This window comes from Mesorhizobium vachelliae (genome assembly GCF_033977325.1).
GTDB lineage: Bacteria > Pseudomonadota > Alphaproteobacteria > Rhizobiales > Rhizobiaceae > Mesorhizobium > Mesorhizobium vachelliae.
Window position 1 is genome coordinate 454,062 of sequence record NZ_JAVIIR010000001.1, and the last position, 20,222, is coordinate 474,283.

Consider the following 20,222-nt stretch of genomic DNA (forward strand, 5'->3'; position numbering starts at 1 on the left):
ATACGGGGACCGGCCTTGCACAGGTGTTCCGATTGCCTATGTGAGCCCCATGTCATCACCCAAAAGTCGAACCGGCGTAGGCGATTTCCAGGGCGATCTCTTCGGCGCGCCCGCAAGCCCGCCGCCCGCACCCGAAGGCTTTTCCTATCAGCCGGACCTGATTGCCCGCGACGAGGAGCGCGAGCTGGTTCGTCACATCCAGGGCCTGAATTTCAAGCCGTTCGATTTTCACGGCCATCTTGCCAACAGGCAGGTCGTCGGTTTCGGCCTGCGCTATGATTACGAGCGCCGCCAGGTGCTCGAAGCGCCGCCGATTCCGGACTTCCTGCTGCCGCTTCGCGCCAGGGTCGCCGCCTTCGCCGGCGTCCCGGCAGCCGAATTCGCGCAGGTGCTGATCAACGAGTACCGCCCGGGCGCCGGCATAGGCTGGCACCGCGACAAGCCGCATTTCGAACTCGTCGCGGGCGTCTCCCTGCTGGCGCCCTGCAGCTTTCGGCTGCGCCGCAAGAACGGCGCGGCCTGGGACCGTGAAACGATCGAGGTCGAGCCCAGATCCGTTTATCTTATGGCGGGGCCGGCGCGAAACGAGTGGGAGCACTCCATCCCGCCCGTCGAACGCCATCGCTATTCGGTGACGTTTCGGACAATGCGGGCGCCTTAAGCAGCCGCGCCAGCGACTATCCGGGAACCATCGCCGGACCCCGGGGGTTGTGTCGTCAGATTTCGAGATCGAAAGGAAAGACGATGCGTATGTTGACGATGGTCCTGACGCTCTCGGCAATGGCATTGGCGCAGCCGGCTTCTGCTCAACGCGCCGATCCGCAGCCGCCGCAAGCCCCGCCTCCTGCACAGGAGCCCATCCCCGGCCAGCCGCAGCCCGGTCAGCCCCAGCCGGGCCAGAACCCCGGCCAGGACGGTGCTGCCCAGAACGTCACCAATATCGTCGTGGTGTCGATCGAGGACCTGCCTTCGGAAGTGAAGGCGCAGGCCGAAGCCATAGTCACCAGGACGACCGCCAAGGAACTGGCCAAGCTGCAAAGCTCGGTCGACGCCTCGCCCGCGGCGACTTCGGTTCTGCATGCGAACGGGCTGAATTCCTCGCAGGTCGTCGCCGCCAACATCGACGGTGACGGCACGCTGACGCTGATCATTCAGACGACGGCATGACCTCGGGCCTGACCTTGGGGGCATGACCCGGCCGAACGGCGGCTGACAGGCCGCGGTTCGTGTTCGATCCTCACTCTTGCGAAGGCCGTCATGACCGAAGCCGCAGTCCGCAACTTCACCCTCAACTTCGGGCCGCAACACCCCTCGGCGCATGGCGTGCTCAGGCTGGTGCTGGAGCTGGACGGCGAGATCGTCGACCGCGCCGATCCGCATATCGGCTTGCTGCATCGCGGCACCGAGAAGCTCATCGAATACAAGAACTATCTGCAGGCCCTGCCCTATTTCGACCGGCTCGATTACGTCGCGCCGATGAACCAGGAGCATGCATTCTGCCTCGCCGCCGAAAGGCTGCTCGAACTGCCCGTCCCGCGGCGCGGCCAATTGATCCGCGTGCTGTTTTGCGAGATCGGCCGGCTCCTGTCGCATCTTCTCAACGTCACCACGCAGGCCATGGACATCGGCGCGCTAACGCCGCCGCTCTGGGGTTTCATCGAGCGCGAGAAGCTGATGGTTTTCTATGAACGCGCATCCGGCGCCCGCATGCACGCGAATTATTTCCGCGTCGGCGGCGTGCATCAGGACCTGCCGGAAGACCTGCTCGACGACATCTGGGATTTCTGCGATCCGTTCCTGAAAGCATTGGGCGATCTCGATGAGCTTTTGACCGAAAACCGTATCTTCAAGCAGCGCAATGTCGATGTCGGCGTGATCTCGCTCGATGACGCTTGGGGCCTGGGCTTCTCCGGCCCCATGGTGCGCGGCTCGGGTGCCGCCTGGGACCTGCGTAAGGCGCAGCCCTACGAATGCTATCCGGAGATGGATTTCGACATCCCCGTCGGCAAGCACGGCGACTGCTACGATCGCTATCTGGTGCGCATGGAGGAGATGCGCCAGTCGGTGCGCATCATGCGGCAATGCCTGGAAAAGCTGCGCTCGGCCGATGGCCGGGGCCCGGTCGCCGCGCCGAACCAGAAGATCACGCCGCCGCCGCGCGCCACCATGAAGCGCTCGATGGAAGCGACGATCCAGCATTTCAAGCTCTATACCGAAGGCCACCGCGTGCCGCCTGGCGAAGTCTATGCGGCGGTCGAAGCGCCGAAGGGCGAGTTCGGCGTCTATCTGGTCTCGGACGGCAGCAACGTTCCCTATCGCTGCAAGATACGCGCGCCCTCCTTCGCCCACCTCCAGGCGATGGATTTCCTTTCGCGCGGACATATGGTGGCGGATGTCGCGGCGATCATCGGCTCGCTCGACATCGTCTTCGGCGAGATCGACCGCTAGAGCAATTCCAGGAAAAGCGCGCAGTGGTTAGGCTCGGCGACTTCGCCGTAACCTTCCGTCCGGAATTGCGTGAAAACAGGGACTTAGGGCGGTTCTGCGATTCCGTGAAACGCTGAACCACTCTGCTGAACCACTCCAAAGAGGGAGCGCGGAGACCCGGTCAGGCCTCCACCGCTCCCATCAAGGTCTGATCGGTCGCGATTGCATGCATCGCGGCCGTCGCTAATGCATGAACACCGCTCTCAACCAGGCAAGAATACCCGCGCCCGGAGAGATCGCCGCGCGCACGCGCGATGCCGCCCAGCGGGCCGGCATGTTGGCGCCGACATGGCAATGGCAGACAACCTCATGCAGCTGCCAGTCGCTCATCTCGAAGAAGCGCCTGGCTTCACCATAAGTGTCGTCCCGCAAGCCTTGCGCGCGAAAGATCGGATCCTCGAAAGCGACCGTGATCGCCGATCCGTCCGTGCGCATTCTTTGACGCACGTCGGGCGAAGCGTATTCGGTACCCGTCAGCGCCGTGAGGCGGCGGCCGGGGCTTTCTTCGAGAAGTTGCGCCCAGCGCTCGAGGCGCTGGCCACGATTGGCGATGAGAGCCGGTGCTTCGGCATGAACGTCGGCAACGGCGTTGATTTGGTCAAGGGTTTGATGCTTCACGGCCGTCTCCTTGTATCGGCACAATTGCCCACCCGCTGGCAATGGAACTAAGGCACGACCAGTCGCCGGCAAGAGCCGAAACAGGCGCGCGGAATCATTTGATCGCCACTTGCCGTCATCGCGCGGCGCGGTCGTGTTGGAACCATCCGTGGGCGTGGCCGTTCTGCCAGCTTGCGCTGCCGATCGCTCCCGACGAAGCGTCTGAATGCGGCAGCGATCGCACCATCGTTTCAGGGCGGGCAGCAGATTCCGGGTTTTGGATCGCAGCAAAGCTTGTCGGGCACAGGGCGGAAGGAAAAACGCGATGGCCATTCTCCCCAATCCGGACCCATCCCCCACCCCGGTGCCCACGCCGCCGCCGATCCCGGAGCCGAAGCCGATGCGCGAGCCGGATCCCGACCGGTTGCCTGACGAGGAGCCGATCCCCAATCCCGACGAGAATGACTCGCCGCCCAAGCATTCCGCCACCAGGAGGCGTTGACAGGCCTGCGGGAGGCGCGCCGAACGCGCCTCCCAAGCCATCGTCATTCCCCGCGCATCGTCGCCTGGAAGGTGGGCAGGTGCTTTTTCTGCGCCTCGATCATGCGCTCTCGGTAGACACCGTAGATGACGTCGGTGTCGTGCAGCGTCACACCCGCGATGGTCGGGGACGCGAAGACCGGCAGCTCGATGCCGCGCTTCGACAATTGCTCGGCGGTACGCGCAAGCAGCTCATGCGCCATGATCATCGCCAGCACCGTCGAGGAACCTGACACCGGGCGGCTCCAGCCTTCGATCGGCACCACCGCGTCCTCGATCGGCGAGCAAGTGTCGATGACGAGGTCGGCGGCGTCCGCCAGCCTTTTGCCGGAGGAATGCGTGGCCGGCTTGTCGAGATTGTTCTTGCTGGTCACCGCGACGACGAAGATGCCGCGCTTCTTGGCATAGAGCGCGGTGTCGATGCCCGACGAATTGCGGCCGCTATGGCCGAAGATGATGATGGAATCGGCCTTGTTCAGGGGCTGATGGTCCAAGAACTTCTCGGCATATTTCTCCGTCCGCTCCAGCCAGAGAAGCTCGCGCACGCCGCCGGCGCCGAGCACATTGTGCCACATCACGCGCGGGTCGGTCAGCGGATTGAAGCCGACGAAGCTGCCATAGCGCGGGAACATCTCCTGCGCCGGCAGCACTGAATGGCCTGAGCCATACAGATGGACCAGTCCGCCACTCTGAAGCGTGTCGGCGAAACGGCTCGCCGCCTGGCCGAAGGCTTCTTCATTGGCCTTCGATGCCTGCTCGATGAGGGCGACGAGACGGGGGATGTAGAGATCGGACACTTCGGTACTCCTGTTGATCGTGTCAGCTTCTGGTGTTTGGGAGGCGGCCGGCGCGCAGCGTCGAGCGGATCTCGTAGCGGTCGCCGCGCATGACCGAGACGGTGAATTCGAACGGGCCGCGTTCGTCGATGGTGATGCGTTCGACGACGAAGGCGGGGCTGCCCGCGGGCAGGTCGAGCAGCTCGGCGTCCGCCGCGCTGACGGCGCCGACGCGGTAATTCTCGCGCGCCTCGACCGGCACGATGCCGTACTGGCGCTCCAGCGCCTCGTAGAGCGAGCCCTTGAGCAAGCCGGCATCGAGGAAGCCCGGCACGCGCGCGGCCGCCAATTGCGCCGTCTGGATGCCGATCGGCTCGTTGTTGCCCAGCCGCAATCGCCGGATCCGCACGATAGGATCGCCCTCCTCGATCTCCAGCGCGCCGGCCGCCGCCGCATTGGCCGTCGTCAGGCTGCAATCGAGCAGGCGCGAGCCGGCGACCACGCCGATATTGCCCATCTCCTGGGTGAAGGAAGTGAGCTCGCGCGTGCCGGCGACCAGCGTGGCCGAGCGCACGAAAGTGCCCCTTCCGTGCTCGCGCCTGAGAAGCCCGCTTTCCTCCAGGTTGCGTAGCGCGTGGCGCAGCGTGATGCGGCTGACGCCGAACAGGGCGCAGAGCCGGTCCTCGGCCGGGATCTGGTCGCCGGTTGCCCACTCGCCGCTTTTGACGATGGCGCGGATCGCCTCCTCGACCTGATACCAGAGCGGCTCGGGCCGCCTGCGGTCCGGCTGCTGAAAGCTCGCTTCGCTCATCGGATCTGCCTCCACCCGCTTCCCGCCTGCCCGGCGAGCGCAGCACCAACCAGGCCGGCGCGGGAGCCGAATTTTCCAGGCCTAAGTTCGATACCGCGCAGATGCGGCGGCAATTGACGCCGCAGCGCTGCAAGCAATGGCGGCGCGATCGCATCCAGCGCATCCGCCAAGCCGCCCGAGACCAGGATGACACCCGGATCGAGCAACCCCACGGCGCCGGCGAGCGCCGTGCCGAGCTGGCGCGCCGGCACCTCGAGCAGGGTCTGCGCGGCAGGCTGGCCTGCTTTGGCGGCTGCGATCAGCTGGCGGCTGTCGGCCAGCCCAATCTGTGCGGCAAGGGCGTCCAGCGCACGACCAGAGGCGACACGTTCCAGCCAGCCGCTGCGATCCTGGCCGTGGTCCTTGATGTCGACGCTAGCCCAGCCGAAGGAGCAGGCGCCGCCATGCGCGCCGGCGACGATGCGGCCATTGGCCAGCACTGCAGAACCGATTCCTGTGCCGATTGCCAGCAGGATCGCATCGGAGACGCCCTTGGCCGCGCCCTCGGCCGCTTCCGCCAGCAGCGCGATCTGCGCGTCATTGCCGACCGCCACGCCGATGTCCGGAAACAGCGCCGCGATATCGACGCCGTCGAGCCAAGGCAGGTTCGGGATCCAGCGGCTGATGGAACCTTCAACCAACCCTGGCACGGCAAGCCCGAGCGCTTCGACGCCACCGGCATCCGCAAGCGCCCGTACGCGCGCGACGAAGGCATCGAGGTTTTCGGGCGCCGGCTCGCGAACCTGCGGCGCAAGGGCGCCGACATCGCCGGCATGGATCGCGGCACGCAGATTGGTGCCGCCGAGATCGATGGCAAGGACCTGTGTCATGCCTCGCGGCTCCGCTCGGCGGGCGGCGCGAACAGGCCGCTGCCGGCATTCCAGGAATGCGAGGCCGCCGCGAAGGCCTGCGCATGGCGCGTGCCGCGCAGGCAGCCGCGCAGCCGGTAGAGTGCGCTGTAATAGTCGACATAAGGGAAACTGCTTAAGCCCCGGGCCAGCTCGTACTCCATCACGGCCTCGTGCCAGGCGTCAAAGCCGGCGCTGACATCGACGAGATGCTCGGGACGGAAACCCTCGTCGTCCTCCCAGTTCTCGCCGAACAGCAGAAGCTGCGGCGTATGCACGGGATGGGCGCGCTTCAGCGTCGGCAGCGCGGAGAAGAAGATGCCGGTCTGGGTAAGTTGCGCCGCCGCGCGATGGTCCTTGTGCCAGCTGCCGTGCCAATGAGTGATGACGACCTCCGGCCGCACCTCGCGAATAACGTCGCAGACCTGCAGCGCGGTCGCGTTGTCATTGGGCAGGAAGGCGTCGCGCAGCTTCATGTTGCGCACGGCCACACCGAGCCGCGCAGCCGCCTTCGCCGCCTCGTCCTCCTTCTGCGCCGAATAGTGCTCCGGGATCAGGCAGGGATGGCCCTGCTCGCCCATCGACAGATGCAGGAAGGTGACCTCCGCGCCGCCCTTGGCGGCAGCCGCGGCAAGCGGCCCGGCAATGACCTCGGCGTCGAAGGCATGCGCCCCCACGACCAGGATCGAGCGCGCGGCATAGACCTTGTCCTCGATCATTTCATGCCTCCCCCGGCGCCGACGCCCTCGCGAATCTGGCGCGCCAGCAAACAATACATGATCAGGATCGGCGCCATGGAGATCGCCAGCGAAGCGAACACCAGGCCCCAATCGGTGCGGAACTGTCCGACGAAGACGCTGATCGCCAAGGGCACGGTCTTGTAGCGGTCGTCGAAGATGAAGATCAGCGGAAAGAAGAAATCGTTCCACACCGCGATCGCCGTGAAGATGGCGACGATCGACAGCGCCGGCTTCACCATCGGCAGCACGATCTGGAACAGGATGCGCGTCTCGCCTGCCCCGTCCATGCGCGCCGCCTCGTCGAGCTCGGAGGGCAGCACGCGCATGAAATTGGCGAAGATGAAGACGGCGAAGGGAATGCGGATCGCCGAATAGACCAGGATCAGCCCGGTGAGCGAATCGAGCAGGCCGAGGCTGCGCATCAGCGTGAACAGCTCCACCGAGGCAAGCCTGATCGGCAGCATGATGCCGGACAGGAAGAGGCCGAGCATGATGCCGTTCCAACCGAGCCTGTAGCGGCTGAGCGGATAGGCGGCCATCGCCGAGACGACGATGGTGAGGACCACCGAGCCGCCGGTGACGATCAGGCTGTTGATGAAATTGTGGCCGAGATCGGCGCGCGTCCAGGCACGCACGAAATTGTCGAGCGCCCAGCTCTGCGGCAGGCCGAGCCGGTTGTCGTAGATCTCGGCCGTGGTCTTGAAACAGGAAACGATGAGGATGTAGAGCGGCAAAAGCACCGCCAACGTCCAGATCAGCAATATGGTCCAGCCGGGCAGCCGCGCCAGTTTCTGCGGGATGACCAATGTTTGCTGGAGGGACGGCACGCTCATAACTCGACCGTCCGCTTGTCGAAGAAGCGCAGCATCAGAAGTGTGCCGATGCTGAGGATCAGGAACAGCATCGTGCCGAGCGCCAGCGCCAGACCGATATCGGTGATGCCGACCGCGCCCTCGGCGCCGAAGGCCAGCCGGTAGAAATAGGTCACCAGCGTGTCGGTGGCGTAGCTCGGATTGCCCTGCACGCCCTGCATCACATAGACGATGTCGAACTGGTTGAAGGTGTTGATGAAGGAAAGCGTCGTCAGCGTGCCGAGCGCTGGCATCAAGAGCGGCAACGCGACTGAATAGAGCATGCGCGCATTGCCGGCGCCGTCGAGCTTCGCCGCCTCGAACACCTGCGGCGAGATCTGCCTGAGGCCCGCCGTATAGATCAGCACCGGCAGGCCCATCCAGTTCCAGGCATCGACGGCGATCAGCATGCCAAGCGCTGTATGGCTGTTGCCGAGCACGGTCAGGCTGCCCTGATGCAGACCGAGGCCGTTCAGCGCCCATTCGACGATGCCGCCCGGCGCCAGAAGCAACCGCCACAGCGCGCCGACGATGACGGGGCTGAGCACGGCGGGGAAGAAGAACACCGACTGGAAGAAGGCAGCGCCCCTGCTGCGCAGGAAAAGCAGCCAGGCGAACAAAAGGCCAAGCCCGTTCTGCAGCACCATGATGCCGAAGAACCACGCCACATTGTGCCAGAGCGCGCCATACAGGCGAGCGCCGCTCGGGAACATGAACAGCCGCGAGAAGTTTGCCAGCCCCGCGAACTCCTGTATGCGCAGCCCCTTCCAGGTGAAGAAGCTGCCCCACAGCGACAACAGCAGCGGGTAGAGCACGAACAGCCCGTAGACGGCCAAAGCCGGCAGGATGAACAGCACCGCCATGCGCTGCTGCGTGCGCTGGAGGCTGGTCGTGCGGCGGAGCTTAGTCATGCGCTCTGTTTTGTCGAGAAGGCGCGCCGGCCACGTCGCGGCCGGCGCAATGCCTTACTGCTTGGGCTTGAACCAGGTGGCGACGGCAGCCTGCATGTCGGCCGCCAGCTTCTGAGGCGCGACATTGCCTTCGACCATGTCGATGATCTCGGATTGCAGCACCGAGGATGCTGTCGGCGCCTGCCAGCGGAAGCCGACCAGCGTGAGATACGGCGTCGAGTTCTTCGCCATCTCCATCATCTTGGAAAGCACCGGATCCTTGACGGTGACGTCGGTGCGGGCCGGCGGCCAGCCGAGCTCGTCGGCGAAGGCCTGGGCGAACTCGGCCGAGGCCATGTAGTTCAGCACCTTGGTCGCCGCCTCCTTGTTCTGGCTTTCGGAAACCAGGCCATAGGAGCCGTCCGAGAAGGCCGAGGTGTAGAGCTTGGTCGAGGCGTCGTCGGCCGGGAACGGGAAGATCGAGAATTTCAGCTTCGGGTTCTGCGACTTGAAGCTGCCGTTCTCGAACGAGCCGCCGAAGAACATCGCCGCCTTGCCGCCGATGAACTGCTGCGTCGCCGTCGTGTAGTCGATGCCTGCGAAACCGTCGGAATAATAAGGCTTCAGCTCGGCGAAGCGCTTCAGCGCCGCGACATAGCGCGGATCCTCGAAGGTGGCCTTGCCGCTCATCATCTCGTCATAGAAGCCCGAGCCGTAGAGTGTCGGCCCGATGACGCCAACGCCGATCTCCAGCTCCCAGGCCGAACCGTTGGCGCCGCCATTGGCGATCGGCGTGATGCCGGCCGCCTTGAGCTTCTCGCAGGCGGCGACGAAGTCCTTGTAGGTCTTCGGGACCTCGATGCCTTGCGCTGCAAAAATGTCCTCATTGTAGAAGACGCCCATCATCGGCACCGAATAGGGCACGCCGTAGAGCTTGCCGTCGGCGCGGCCGCGCGCGCCGCCAAGGGCCGCGTCTGGCATGTTCTTCAGTTCCGCCACACTGTCGTCGAGCGCGTCGAGATAGCCGCCGTCGATGAAGGGCTGCAGTTCGCCATAGGCCTTGAGCTGCGCGATATCGGGTCCGCGCCCGCCGCGCAGCGCCGTGCTCAGGCGGTTCTGGTAATCGGCGTCGGGCGTGAACTGGATGTCGACCTTGATATCGGGGTTCTTCTTCTCGAACGCCTCGAAGATGCGGTGCATCGCCGCCTCGTCCTCGGTGCGCCAGCTCCACAGCGTGACCGTCGAGTCGGCGCGGGCCGGCAGCGCCGTGAAGATGGCCGCGCCGACGGCGGCAAGGCCGCCGATCAGGCCGAGCGCGGCGCGCCTGTGTATGGAAAGCATGCTCATTACCAGTTCTCCCATTTTTCGGTTTTGAGGCTCGAACGGCAGCAGCCCGGAGGCGGTCGTCTGCTTTTCGCAAAGTCATTATAACGACATGACGCTATCCGCAAGAGCCATGACAACGTCGACGGCCCTCGGCCGATTAGGGATCGTACAGCAAGATGTAATCTATCTATCTGATTTATATCAATTATCTTACGTCATCGATGCTACCCGGATTTTTGATCCACGAACATGCTCCGAACCTTCTCACCCAAAGGGCTTGCGCCATCGCTCAAACTTGTCATAACGTCATTCGCTCTTGTCACGGCTGATGTGGAGGATGCCGATGTCGCTTGCCTGGATCTCGAAGCTGACTCTCGCCGCGGGGCTCATCGCGCTGCCCGCGACCGGCTGGGCGCAATCGGTGAACATTTCCTACCTGACGCACTGGTCGCCGGAGACGGTGGCGCTGCTCGAGGCGGCGGCCAAGGATTTTTCCAAGCAGAATCCCGATGTCGCCGTCACCGTGCGCGCGGTTCCCTTCGGCGATCTGCTCACCACGCTGCGCTCGCAGGGCGGCTCCTCCGACGGTCCGACCATCGGCGGCATCTACGATCTGTGGCTGCCGGAACTGGCAAGGGACAAGCTCGTCGCCCCCGCCCCCGACGCGGTGGCGGCCGAGGTCAAGAGCGCCTGGCCGGCGGGCGTCGTCAGCGCCGCTTCGGTCGGCGGCGCGCTCTACGGCATCCCGAACGAGATCGACGTCTATGCGCTGAACTACAACAAGGAATTGTTCAAGGCAGCGGGCATTGCCGCTCCGCCCAAGACCTGGGCCGAATTCAAGGATGCCGCCGCCAGGCTGACCGACAAGGACAAGGGCCAGCAGGGCTTCGGCATGATCAACTCATGGGCGGCGGGCGTGGTCCATCCATTCGCCTCGCTGCTCGTCTCCAATGGTGGCAACCTGGTCAAGGACGGCAAGCCGGCGCTGGACAGTTCCCAGGCCGGCGAGACCTTCGCGCTTTATGAAGACTTGATAAAGTCCGGCGCGAGCAATCCGGCGATGGCGACGGCCGACGCCAACACCACCGGTCCGTTCCTCGATAATTTCGTCTCCGGCAAGACTGGCATGATCATCATGGCCAATTGGTGGGAAAGCGCGCTGAAGACCGGCATGGGCGACAAATTCGCAAATATCGCCACCGCTCCCATCCCCGTCGGCCCGAGCGGCGACAAGCCGCATTCGATCTCCTATTCCTGGATGACCGTCGTCAACGCCAAGGCCGGCGAAGCCGAGCAGAAGGCTGCCTGGGAGTTCCTGGCCTGGCTGAACAGCCCGAAGTCGGGCAATAACGGCGCCTCGGCCATGTCCGGCATCTTGATGTCGATGGGCATCCTGCCGTCGCGCACTTCCGACATCGAGGCACACAAGGATAAGCTCGGTTCCGAATTCCTCTCCGGCTATGTCTCCGTGCTTGCCGATGCGCGCCCTTTCCCGGTCGTGCTCGGCGGCCAGGAATTCTCGGAATCCCTGCAACAGACGCTCGAGGCGTTGCAGTATGGCCAGGTCTCGGCCAAGGATGCGCAGGCGAACGCGCAGGCCGACGCCACGTCGATCCTGGAGCGCGCCGCCAAGTAAGTTCGGGGTCCCTGACCGGAAGCAGGTGAATGGCCAAAGCTTTTCGTGCCTCGGCGGGCATCATGCTTGCGCCCGCCGTGACATTGATCGGCGTGTTCGTGCTCTTGCCGATGCTGCTGACCGTCTGGCTGTCCTTCCAGGACTGGTCGACGCAGACGTCCTTTTCCGAGGCAAGCTTCGTCGGCCTCGGCAATTTCCACGAGATCTTCGGCCCCACCTCGGTCGGCCGCGATTTCAAGACCGCGCTCCTCAACACGGCGGTCTACACCGCGCTATCGGTCGTCCTCATCCTGCCGCTGTCGGTCGCCTTCGGCCTGCTGGTCTATCAGCGCGAGGTCGCCGGCGGCACGGCGCTGCGCACGGTGCTGTTTTCCACCTACATGGTGCCGATGATCGCGGTGGCGCTGGTCTGGTCGAAGCTCTACTCGCCGAGCGAGGGCCCGCTCAACCAGTTGCTCGGCCTTATCGGCATCGGCCCGCAGCCCTGGCTGTCCTCGCCGCGCTCGGCTCTGATCTCGATCGTGCTCCTCAATGTCTGGCAGCAGGTCGGTTATTTTACCGTGCTCGCCATCGCCGGGCTGACGCAGATCCCGGGCAGCCTCTATGAGGCGGCGACGCTCGACGGCGCCAACGGCCGCGAGCAGTTCCGCTTTATCACCCTGCCGCTGCTTCGCCACACGCTGCTCTTCAGCGCCGTCATCGCCATCATCAACGCGGTCCAGGTGTTCGAGCCGGTCGCGCTGATCACGCAAGGCGGCCCGGTCGGCTCGACCAATGTGCTGACCTACCATATCCGCCGCGTCGGCATCGAACGCGCGCAGGGCGGGCTGGGCTCGGCCATGGCGGTGATGCTGATGCTGTCGCTGATCGTCTGCGTTTCGGCGTTGTTTGCCTTCATCAACCGCAAGGACAGCGAATGAGCGCGACTACCCGATCGCTGTCCCGCAAGCGCCCTTCCGGCCGCAAGGCGCTGCTTGCGACCGCAATGCTTCTGGTCGCCGTGGCCTCCGCCTTTCCGCTGGCCTGGATGGTGCTCTCCAGCCTGAAGACGCCAGCCGAGACAATGCAGGTGCCGCCGGTCTGGATCCCGCACACGCCGACGCTCGATGCCTATGAAAAGGTCGCCGGCGTTATCAATCTTGGACGCTCGATGTGGAATTCCTTGGTCATCGCCTCGGTCACCACGGCCGGCATCCTGGTCACCAGCATGATGGCCGGTTATGCCTTCGCGAAGTATTCGTTCCCTGGCCGCTCGCTGCTGTTCTCGCTGCTGATCGCCACCATGTTCCTGCCGCCGATCGTGACGCTGATCCCGCTCTATCGCATGGTCGACTCGATCGGGCTGAGCGCCAGCCTTGCCGGCATCATCGTGCCCAACCTCGCCAACGCCTTCGGCATCTTCCTGATGCGCCAGTTCATCGCCGGCGTGCCGGACGAGCTGATCGACGCCGCGCGCATGGACGGCGCCTCCGAGCTGCTCATCCTCTACAAGATCGTGGCGCCGAGTGTGGCACCGGCAATCGCGGCGCTCGCGCTCTTCGCCTTCGTCTACCACTGGAACAGCTACCTCTGGCCGCTCACCGTGCTGCAGGGCAATGCCGACGCGTATCCGATCGTCATCAGCCTCAGCCGGCTGCTGAGCTACAACCGCGGCGCCGTCAACACCGGCCTGGTGATGGCCGGCGCGACGCTCGCCGTGCTGCCGCCGCTCGTGCTCTTCGTCTTCCTGCAGCGCTTCTTCGTCGATTCAATCGTGGGGTCGGCGATCAAGGGATAATCACCCGAACCGCGCCGGCGTCCACGCCCCTCCCACCGCATTCGACCCCACCGCCGCCGCCACGAACTTCACGCCGCGCGCGCCGTCGACGACATCGGGCACCTGCGCCACGCGCACCGCATCAACGTTACCGCCTGCGCGATGCGCGCGAATAATGTCGGCGGCGTCGCGGTAGAAATTGGCGAAGGCCTCGATATAGCCTTCCGGGTGGGCGGCCGGCATGCGCGAGACGCGCCGTGCTTCCGCCGTCGAGCCGTGGCCGCCGCGCACCAGCGTGCGCGTCTCCTCGCCATAGGGCGAGAAGCGCAGTTCCTCCGGCCGCGATCCGGACCATTCGAGCCCGGCCTTGTCGCCATAGATGCGCACCGAAAGGTCGTTGTAGTGGCCGGGCGAAGTCTGGCTGGCGAGGATCGTGCCGCGCGCGCCGCCTGCCCACCGCACGAACACATGCGCGTTGTCGTCGAGCCGCCGCCCGGGCACGGCGGTGAAGAGATCTGCCGAGACCGCCTCAGCCTCGAAACCGGAGACGAAGCTTGCCAGGTTGAAGGCATGCACGCCGATATCGGCGAGCACCGCCGATTGCCCGGCGCGCGCCGGATCGGTGCGCCATTCCGCCTGCTTCTGGCCCTCGGAGTCGATCGGCCTGGTCAGCCAGTCCTGGATATAGGCGCCATGGACCGAGACGATGCGGCCAAGCTCGCCCGCCGCCACCATTTCGCGCGCCTGGCGGACCATGGCGTAGCCGGTGTTGTTGAGCGTGACGACGAAGCGGCGCTTCTTGGCTTTGGTCAAGGCCACCAGCGCTTCGGCCTCGGCAAGCGTCGTCGCCAGCGGCTTGTCGCAGATCACGTCGATGCCGGCTTCGAGGAAGGCGGTCGCGACCGGCGCGTGCAGATGGTTGGGCGTGACGATGACGACCGCCTCGATGCCATCAGCCCGCGCTGCTTCGGCTTTCGCCATGGCGTGGTAATCGGCATAGCTGCGCTCCGGCGCGATGCCGATCTCGGCCGCGGAAGCCGCGGCATTCTCCGGATCCGAGGACAGCGCGCCCGCGACCAGCGCGATCTGGTCGTCGAGCCGCATGGCCAGCCGATGCACGGCGCCGATGAAGGCATTGCGGCCGCCTCCGACCATGCCGACCCGAAGACGTTGACGCGACTTACCATCAGCGGTTGCGTAGACCATGATTGCGATTATTCTCCCTGAGGTTCGATGTGCCGGTCGGTGCGGATGTCGTGACCGGTGCGGTTATTTTCGAATGATATTTCTATTTTTTGTTTTGTAAAACGATTGTGCCGCGTTAGCTTTTGATGAGGTCCAGCCAGAGCATGATCCCGAAAAGTGGGAACCGGTTTTCGGAAAAGATCATGCTTCAAAAGGAACTGGACCGCATCCGGAGGGCAGGGATCGGATGACGAATCCGATGGTTGGGGTCACGATGAGGCATATCCTATGAGCGGCCGCAACAACGCGGTCGACGAGCCGTCCGCGCACAGCCTGGAGACGGCGGCGAGAAAGCGGAGCCGATCACTGGCAGCACTTGGCTACACCAAACCACAAACCTATGAAGAGCTGCGGGCGGTGCTTTCGTCAGGCACCGTGCATTTCCCGAAACGGCTTCGCCAGGTGGCGATCTTCCTCTGGCAGCATCCGAGCGAAGTGGCGCTGGGCACGATCGCGCAGGTGGCGGACCAGGCCGGCGTGCAGCCCTCGACCCTGGTACGGTTCGCGCAGATCTTCGGCTATTCCGGCTTTTCCGATTTCCAGCTCCTGTTCAAGGACCGCATGAAAGGCTCCTGGCCGGAGACGCAAGGCAGCCAGGAAAGGCCTGCGGAGCCGAATGCAAACCTGCATTTCCTCAATGGCATGATCGGTGCCTGCCAAGCCTCGCTCGGCCGCATCGGCAATGGTTTCGACATCGACAGTTTCGAGACGATGATCGACCACCTGGCGGCGGCCGAGCTGATCTATGTCATCGGCAGCAAGCGCGCCTTCCCCGTCACCACCTATCTGTCGCTCACGCTCTCGCAGCAGGGCGTGCGCAACGTGCTGGTCGACAATGTCGGCTCGACCGCGCTCGACCAGGTCGGCTGCATCACGCCGCGCGACGCGGTGCTCGCCGTCTCCTTCAGCCCCTACAACTCGATCACGCCCGACCTCGTCGCCGTCGCGCATGAGCGCAAGGCGCGCATTGTCACCATCACCGACAGCACCTTTTCGCCGCTGGCAAAACTCTCCGACACCTGGCTGGAAGTGGTCGAGCAGGATTTCGGCGGCTTCCGCTCGCTCGCCGCCTCGCTCGCGGTCGGCATGGCCTTGGTCCACGGCGTCGTCGCGCAGCGGACAGGCTGACAAGAGCAATTCCGGGAAAAGTGTGAGCGGTTGAGTTCGGCGTCTTCGCCGTAACCTTCCCTCCGGAATTGCGAAAGACAAAGAGATAGAGCGGTTCACCGTTCCCATAAAACGGCGAACCGCTCTTGCACGATTGACTAAAGGGAACCATCGTTCCATATTTGAAAAAATGGAAACTTTGTTCCAGGAGGAGGAATGGAGGCTCGTCTCGACGGCAAGGTGGTGCTGGTCACCGGCGCGACGCAAGGCATCGGCCGCGCGATCGCCGAAATCGCCGCGCGCTCCGGCGCCGCCGGCCTGCTGATCACTGGCCGTGACCAAAAACGTGGCGACGCCGTCGCCGCGCAGCTGTCAGCCATCGGCACCGCTACCGCCTTCACCTGCGCCGACCTCGGCGATCCCGAGGCCCCGGCGCGACTGGCGCAGGCCTGCATCGAACGCTTCGGCCGCATCGACGGACTGGTCAACGCCGCCGGCCTTACCGATCGCGCCTCCTTCATCGACGCCAGCCTCGACGATTGGTCGTCGCTGTTTGCGGTCAACGCCCGCGCGCCATTCTTCCTGATGCAGGCGGCCATCGCCGATATGAAGAAACGCGGACAGGGTGGCTCGATCGTCAACATCCTGTCGATCAACGCGCATTGCGGCTCGCCGGAACTGGCCGTCTATTCCGCCACCAAGGGCGCGCTGGCGACGCTGACCAAGAACGCCGCCAATGCCCACCGCTTCGACCGCATCCGCGTCAACGGCATCAATGTCGGCTGGACCGACACGCCGGCCGAACGTGTCATGCAGGCCGAGACGCTCGGCCAGGGTCCGGGCTGGCTCGACGCCGCCAACGCGACGCAGCCCTTCGGCCGGCTGTTCTCCGTCACCGACATCGCCAACCTCGCCGTCTTCCTGCTTTCCGACGCGGCCGGCCCGATGACCGGCACGCTGATCGACCAGGAGCAATGGGTAATCGGAGCCAACCGGTGAGCGCCAAGAATCTCAGCCCTGCCCTGCTCGATCGCTTGCCGCCAGATGTCCGCAAGCCGGCTTACGATCGCCCCGCGCTGAAGCCCGGGATCGCTCATATCGGCGTCGGCGCCTTCCATCGTTGCCATCAGGCCGAGTACACCGACGACCTCCTGGCGAAGGATTTCGACCACTGGGGATTGGTCGGCATCAACATACGCCCGCCTTTGCTGGCCGACACGCTGGGGCGCCAAGATGGCCTTTACACACGGCTGATCCGTCAGAACGATGAGGTGGAGGCGCGCGTCATCGGCAGCATCCTGCGCGTCGTCGACAGCCAGGAAAGTGCGGCGCGGGCGCTGGAGGTGCTCGCCTCGCCCGACATCGAGATGGTCACCATGACGGTGACGGAAAAAGGTTATTGCCACATCCCGTCGAGCGGCGCGCTCGACCTCGACCACCCAGACATCGCGCACGATCTCGCCAATTCCGGGGCGCCGCGCAGCGTGCCCGGCATCCTGGCACGGGCGCTGGAACGGCGCATGGCCTCGCATGGCCGGCCGGTGACGCTGCTCTCCTGCGACAACATCCCGACCAACGGCATCATTCTCGGCAATGTCGTGCGGACATTCGCCGAGCGGCGCGGCAGGCAGCTGGCGGACTGGATCGAAGCCAATGTCGCCTTCCCCTCGGCCATGGTCGACCGCATCGCGCCGGCGACGACCGAGGCCGATATCGACACGGTCGAGCAGCGCTTCGGCTATCGCGACGGCGCCCTGGTCGTCGGCGAGCGCTTCCGCCAATGGGTGATCGAGCACCGCTTCGCCGGCCGCGTGCCGCGCTGGGACCTTGTCGGCGCGACCTTCGTCGACGATGTGACGCCCTTCGAGCACCTCAAGATGCGCGTGCTGAATGGCGCCCAGACCACGCTCAGCTATCTTGGTGTTCTGGGCGGCTTCGAGCACACGTTCGAGACCATCGCCGACCCGGTTCTGGCCCGTTTCGTCCGCCGCATGCTGACCGAGGAGACGCTGCCGACGCTGATGCCGGTGCCCGGCATTTCGCCCGCCGCTTATGTCGAGCAGAGCCTGTCGCGCCTCACCAACACGGCGATACGCCACCGCAACCACCAGATCGCCACCGACGGCTCGCAGAAGATCGTGCAGCGCCTGCTCAACCCGATCCGCGACCGCCTGGCGATTGGCGGGAGCATCGCGCTGCTGTCGGTCCCGGTCGCCGGCTGGATGGCCTATCTGATCAAGGCGTCCGCGCGATTCGGCCGCGCCTGGCGGGTGTCCGATCCGTTTGCCGACAGGATCGCGGCCATTGCCGACAGTATCGGTTCGGACAGCAAAGCGCTTGTCGACGCGATTCTTGCCATTGACGCCATCTTCGATCCGCAACTTGCCGCCGATACGACGTTTCGTGGGCATGTCGCCGCAGGCCTGGACGGCCTGCTTTCCGGCGATCCGATGGGCTTTGTCGGACAAGTCTGCGCTGGGCCAACCGATGCGCGGTTGAAGCAGCCGTCGCGATCTGCATAGTTAGGAACTGGGAGGGAACATGAAGCTTGGACTGCTGACAGCACCGTTTCCGGATACGCCGCTCGGCGAGGTCGCCGACTGGGCACGCTCGGCCGGTTTCGAAGCGCTGGAGATCGCCTGCTGGCCGAAGACGTCCGGGGCGAGCCGCCGCTATGCCGGCACCAGCCATATCGACGTGGACATTTCGGCTGCGCAGGCCAAGGACATTGCCGCCGAGCTTGCCGGCAAGGGCCTGGCCATTTCCGGCCTCGGCTTCTACCCCAATCCCCTGCACCCCGACCAAGCACATCGCGAGGCGGTGATCGATCACCTGAAGAAGGTGATCGTGCTGGCGAGCCGCACGGGGGTTTCGCTGGTCAATACCTTCTGCGGCGGCGACGCTTCGAAGACCATCGACGCCAACTGGGAACACGCGCAGAAAATCTGGCCGGCGATCATCGCCCATGCGCGCGAGCATGGCGTGAAGCTCGCCTTCGAGAACTGCCCGATGATCTTCAGCTATGACGAATGGCCGGGCGGGCACAACATCGCCTATTCGCCTTACATTTGGCGCCGTATCCTCGAAGCCTGGGGCGGCGACGTTGGCATGAATTTCGACCCCTCGCACCTCGTCTGGCAGATGATCGACAAGGAGCGCTTCATCCGCGAGTTCGGCGCAAACATGCTGCATGTGCATGCCAAGGACCTGATGATTGATCATGATGGTTTGTACGAGCGCGGAATCCTTTCGGCTGGCATAGGCTGGCAGGTGCCGCGCATGCCGGGGCTTGGGGATATCGATTGGAGCAGGATTTTTTCGGGCCTCTACCGGGCCGGTTATGACGGGCCGGTCATCATCGAGCATGAGGACCGGCGCTTCGAGGGGACGGACGAAAAGGTCAAGCGCGGCTTCCTGCTGGCCCGCGACGTGCTGCGCCCCTTCATCAAATGACGAGAGCTTGGCGCCGACCACTTCCGCGCCCAGGAAACTGAACTGAAAAACTGAACTAAAAAGATCAATGTGGAGGAGTACTGAAATGAAAAAACAACTGACTGCGGCTTCGCTGCTTGCCGGCGCCGCCCTGCTTGCCACGGTGGGCGTCTCGGCCGGCGCTGGCAAGTACACGATCGGCATTTCCAACACCGTGCAGGGCAATGGCTGGCGCGAGGAGATGATCTGCGCGATGAAGGCGCAGGCGCTCGCTTCCGGCGAGGTGGCGAAGCTCAACATCGCCCACCGCAACACCGACGCCGCCGGCCAGCTCGAGGACATCCGCAACCTCATCAGCGCCAAGGTGAATGCCATCGTCGTCAACCCGGCCGATCCGGCCGGCATCAAGGCCGGCCTCGAGGAAGCCACCAAGGCCGGCATCGTCGTCGTCGCCGTCGACCAGGCGGTCACCGAGCCGTCCGCCTACATCATCTCCAACAACCAGGAAGAATATGCCTATCTCGGCGCCAAGTGGCTGTTCCAGCAGATGGGCGGCAAGGGCGAGGTGTTCTACATGCGCGGCGCCGCCGGTGCTTCCGCCGACAGCGATCGCGACAAAGGCTTCAAGAAGGCGCTCGCCGAATTTCCGAACGTGAAGGTCGCGCAGGAAGTGTTCACCGGCTGGCAGCAGGACCAGGCCAAGCAGCAGATCCTGTCCTTCCTCGCCACCGGCACCCCGATCAACGGCATCTGGACCTCCGGCATCGACAACGTCATCGTTGATGCGCTGGTCGAGCAGCAGGCGCCAATGGTGCCGGTGGTCGGCGCCGACAATGCCGGCTTCGTCGGCCAGTTGAGCTCGGTCAAGGGACTGGTCGGCGCTGCCGTCACCAACCCCGGCTCGATTGGCGGCGCGGGCATCACGCTGGCGCTGCAGATCCTCGATGGCAAGAAGCCGGCGCAGCAGACCGTTCTGGTCCAGCCGCAGCTTTGGGAGAACGCCACCGAGGAAGGCAAGGCCAAGCTGAAGAGCGTCGTCGATCCCTCGCTCAGCCCCGAATGGCCGGTCTCGATCTCGATCCCGGATTGGACGACCTACACCAAGGAGCAGATCGTCGCCTGCAAGGGCCCGGGCGAATAA

General features: G+C 64.6%; 21 protein-coding genes. 12 read left to right on the forward strand and 9 right to left on the reverse strand.

Annotated features, from left to right (window positions below; translation table 11 throughout):
* The first annotated feature begins 49 nt into the window (after positions 1-49).
* From RFM41_RS02240 to RFM41_RS02250, 3 genes are all read left to right on the forward strand, one after another.
* Positions 50-661, forward strand: a complete 612-nt coding sequence (locus RFM41_RS02240) for an alpha-ketoglutarate-dependent dioxygenase AlkB (RefSeq protein ID WP_320245905.1) — start codon at positions 50-52, stop codon at positions 659-661.
* An 83-nt stretch (positions 662-744) separates the two neighbouring features.
* On the forward strand, positions 745-1,167 hold the full coding sequence (locus RFM41_RS02245) for a hypothetical protein (RefSeq protein WP_320245907.1): 423 nt from the start codon (positions 745-747) through the stop codon (positions 1,165-1,167).
* A 90-nt stretch (positions 1,168-1,257) separates the two neighbouring features.
* On the forward strand, positions 1,258-2,448 hold the full coding sequence (locus RFM41_RS02250; protein ID WP_320245909.1) for an NADH-quinone oxidoreductase subunit D: 1,191 nt from the start codon (positions 1,258-1,260) through the stop codon (positions 2,446-2,448).
* A 222-nt stretch (positions 2,449-2,670) separates the two neighbouring features.
* Here the strand turns inward: RFM41_RS02250 and RFM41_RS02255 are convergent, their stop codons facing one another.
* The gene (locus tag RFM41_RS02255; protein WP_127234161.1) at positions 2,671-3,105 is read right to left on the reverse strand and encodes a hypothetical protein; all 435 of its coding nucleotides are present in this window, start codon (positions 3,103-3,105) and stop codon (positions 2,671-2,673) included.
* A 304-nt stretch (positions 3,106-3,409) separates the two neighbouring features.
* Between RFM41_RS02255 and RFM41_RS02260 the strand changes: the two genes are divergently transcribed.
* Positions 3,410-3,586 carry a hypothetical protein gene (locus RFM41_RS02260; protein ID WP_320245911.1) on the forward strand — a complete coding sequence of 59 codons (177 nt, stop codon included), beginning with the start codon at positions 3,410-3,412 and terminating at the stop codon, positions 3,584-3,586.
* 43 nt (positions 3,587-3,629) lie between these two features.
* On the opposite strand, the gene RFM41_RS02265 is transcribed toward RFM41_RS02260, so the two are convergent.
* The 7 genes from RFM41_RS02265 to RFM41_RS02295 are packed head-to-tail and all read right to left on the reverse strand — an operon-like array spanning position 3,630 to position 9,926.
* On the reverse strand, positions 3,630-4,421 hold the full coding sequence (locus RFM41_RS02265) for a sugar isomerase domain-containing protein (protein ID WP_320245913.1): 792 nt from the start codon (positions 4,419-4,421) through the stop codon (positions 3,630-3,632).
* A 22-nt stretch (positions 4,422-4,443) separates the two neighbouring features.
* Positions 4,444-5,211 carry a GntR family transcriptional regulator gene (locus RFM41_RS02270; RefSeq protein WP_140746915.1) on the reverse strand — a complete coding sequence of 256 codons (768 nt, stop codon included), beginning with the start codon at positions 5,209-5,211 and terminating at the stop codon, positions 4,444-4,446.
* On the reverse strand, positions 5,208-6,080 hold the full coding sequence (locus RFM41_RS02275) for an ROK family protein (protein ID WP_320245915.1): 873 nt from the start codon (positions 6,078-6,080) through the stop codon (positions 5,208-5,210). Before RFM41_RS02275 ends, RFM41_RS02270 begins: the two co-directional genes overlap by 4 nt.
* Positions 6,077-6,817 (reverse strand): PIG-L deacetylase family protein, encoded by a 741-nt coding sequence (locus RFM41_RS02280; RefSeq protein WP_320245918.1) that lies wholly within the window; start codon positions 6,815-6,817, stop codon positions 6,077-6,079. Before RFM41_RS02280 ends, RFM41_RS02275 begins: the two co-directional genes overlap by 4 nt.
* Positions 6,814-7,671, reverse strand: a complete 858-nt coding sequence (locus RFM41_RS02285; protein ID WP_320245920.1) for a carbohydrate ABC transporter permease — start codon at positions 7,669-7,671, stop codon at positions 6,814-6,816. Before RFM41_RS02285 ends, RFM41_RS02280 begins: the two co-directional genes overlap by 4 nt.
* Positions 7,668-8,600, reverse strand: a complete 933-nt coding sequence (locus RFM41_RS02290; protein ID WP_320245922.1) for a carbohydrate ABC transporter permease — start codon at positions 8,598-8,600, stop codon at positions 7,668-7,670. Before RFM41_RS02290 ends, RFM41_RS02285 begins: the two co-directional genes overlap by 4 nt.
* A 54-nt stretch (positions 8,601-8,654) precedes the next feature.
* Complete coding sequence (locus tag RFM41_RS02295) at positions 8,655-9,926, reverse strand: extracellular solute-binding protein (RefSeq protein ID WP_320245924.1); 1,272 nt, start codon at positions 9,924-9,926, stop codon at positions 8,655-8,657.
* A 322-nt stretch (positions 9,927-10,248) separates the two neighbouring features.
* Between RFM41_RS02295 and RFM41_RS02300 the strand changes: the two genes are divergently transcribed.
* Genes RFM41_RS02300 through RFM41_RS02310 form a run of 3 tightly spaced genes read left to right on the forward strand, consistent with a single transcriptional unit; the run spans position 10,249 to position 13,318 of the window.
* Positions 10,249-11,541 carry an ABC transporter substrate-binding protein gene (locus RFM41_RS02300; RefSeq protein ID WP_320245926.1) on the forward strand — a complete coding sequence of 431 codons (1,293 nt, stop codon included), beginning with the start codon at positions 10,249-10,251 and terminating at the stop codon, positions 11,539-11,541.
* Between the two features lie 29 nt (positions 11,542-11,570).
* Positions 11,571-12,461: a carbohydrate ABC transporter permease gene (locus RFM41_RS02305; RefSeq protein ID WP_320245927.1), complete on the forward strand. Its 891-nt coding sequence runs from the start codon at positions 11,571-11,573 to the stop codon at positions 12,459-12,461.
* Positions 12,458-13,318, forward strand: a complete 861-nt coding sequence (locus RFM41_RS02310; protein ID WP_320245929.1) for a carbohydrate ABC transporter permease — start codon at positions 12,458-12,460, stop codon at positions 13,316-13,318. The genes RFM41_RS02305 and RFM41_RS02310 overlap by 4 nt, the downstream gene beginning before the upstream one ends.
* Here the strand turns inward: RFM41_RS02310 and RFM41_RS02315 are convergent, their stop codons facing one another.
* The gene (locus tag RFM41_RS02315; protein WP_320245931.1) at positions 13,319-14,503 is read right to left on the reverse strand and encodes a Gfo/Idh/MocA family protein; all 1,185 of its coding nucleotides are present in this window, start codon (positions 14,501-14,503) and stop codon (positions 13,319-13,321) included.
* A 267-nt stretch (positions 14,504-14,770) separates the two neighbouring features.
* On the opposite strand from RFM41_RS02315, the gene RFM41_RS02320 reads away from it, so the two are divergent.
* The 5 genes from RFM41_RS02320 to RFM41_RS02340 all read left to right on the forward strand — a co-directional run bounded on the left by RFM41_RS02320 (position 14,771) and on the right by RFM41_RS02340 (position 20,222).
* On the forward strand, positions 14,771-15,670 hold the full coding sequence (locus tag RFM41_RS02320) for a MurR/RpiR family transcriptional regulator (protein WP_320245932.1): 900 nt from the start codon (positions 14,771-14,773) through the stop codon (positions 15,668-15,670).
* A 195-nt stretch (positions 15,671-15,865) separates the two neighbouring features.
* Positions 15,866-16,648: an SDR family oxidoreductase gene (locus RFM41_RS02325; RefSeq protein ID WP_320245934.1), complete on the forward strand. Its 783-nt coding sequence runs from the start codon at positions 15,866-15,868 to the stop codon at positions 16,646-16,648.
* Positions 16,645-18,171, forward strand: coding sequence for a mannitol dehydrogenase family protein (locus RFM41_RS02330; protein ID WP_320245935.1), 1,527 nt, complete (start codon positions 16,645-16,647; stop codon positions 18,169-18,171). Before RFM41_RS02325 ends, RFM41_RS02330 begins: the two co-directional genes overlap by 4 nt.
* 19 nt (positions 18,172-18,190) lie before the next feature.
* Complete coding sequence (locus RFM41_RS02335) at positions 18,191-19,102, forward strand: sugar phosphate isomerase/epimerase family protein (RefSeq protein ID WP_320245936.1); 912 nt, start codon at positions 18,191-18,193, stop codon at positions 19,100-19,102.
* An 85-nt stretch (positions 19,103-19,187) separates the two neighbouring features.
* A complete protein-coding gene (locus tag RFM41_RS02340; protein ID WP_320245937.1) occupies positions 19,188-20,222 on the forward strand; it encodes an ABC transporter substrate-binding protein in 1,035 nt (344 codons plus the stop codon).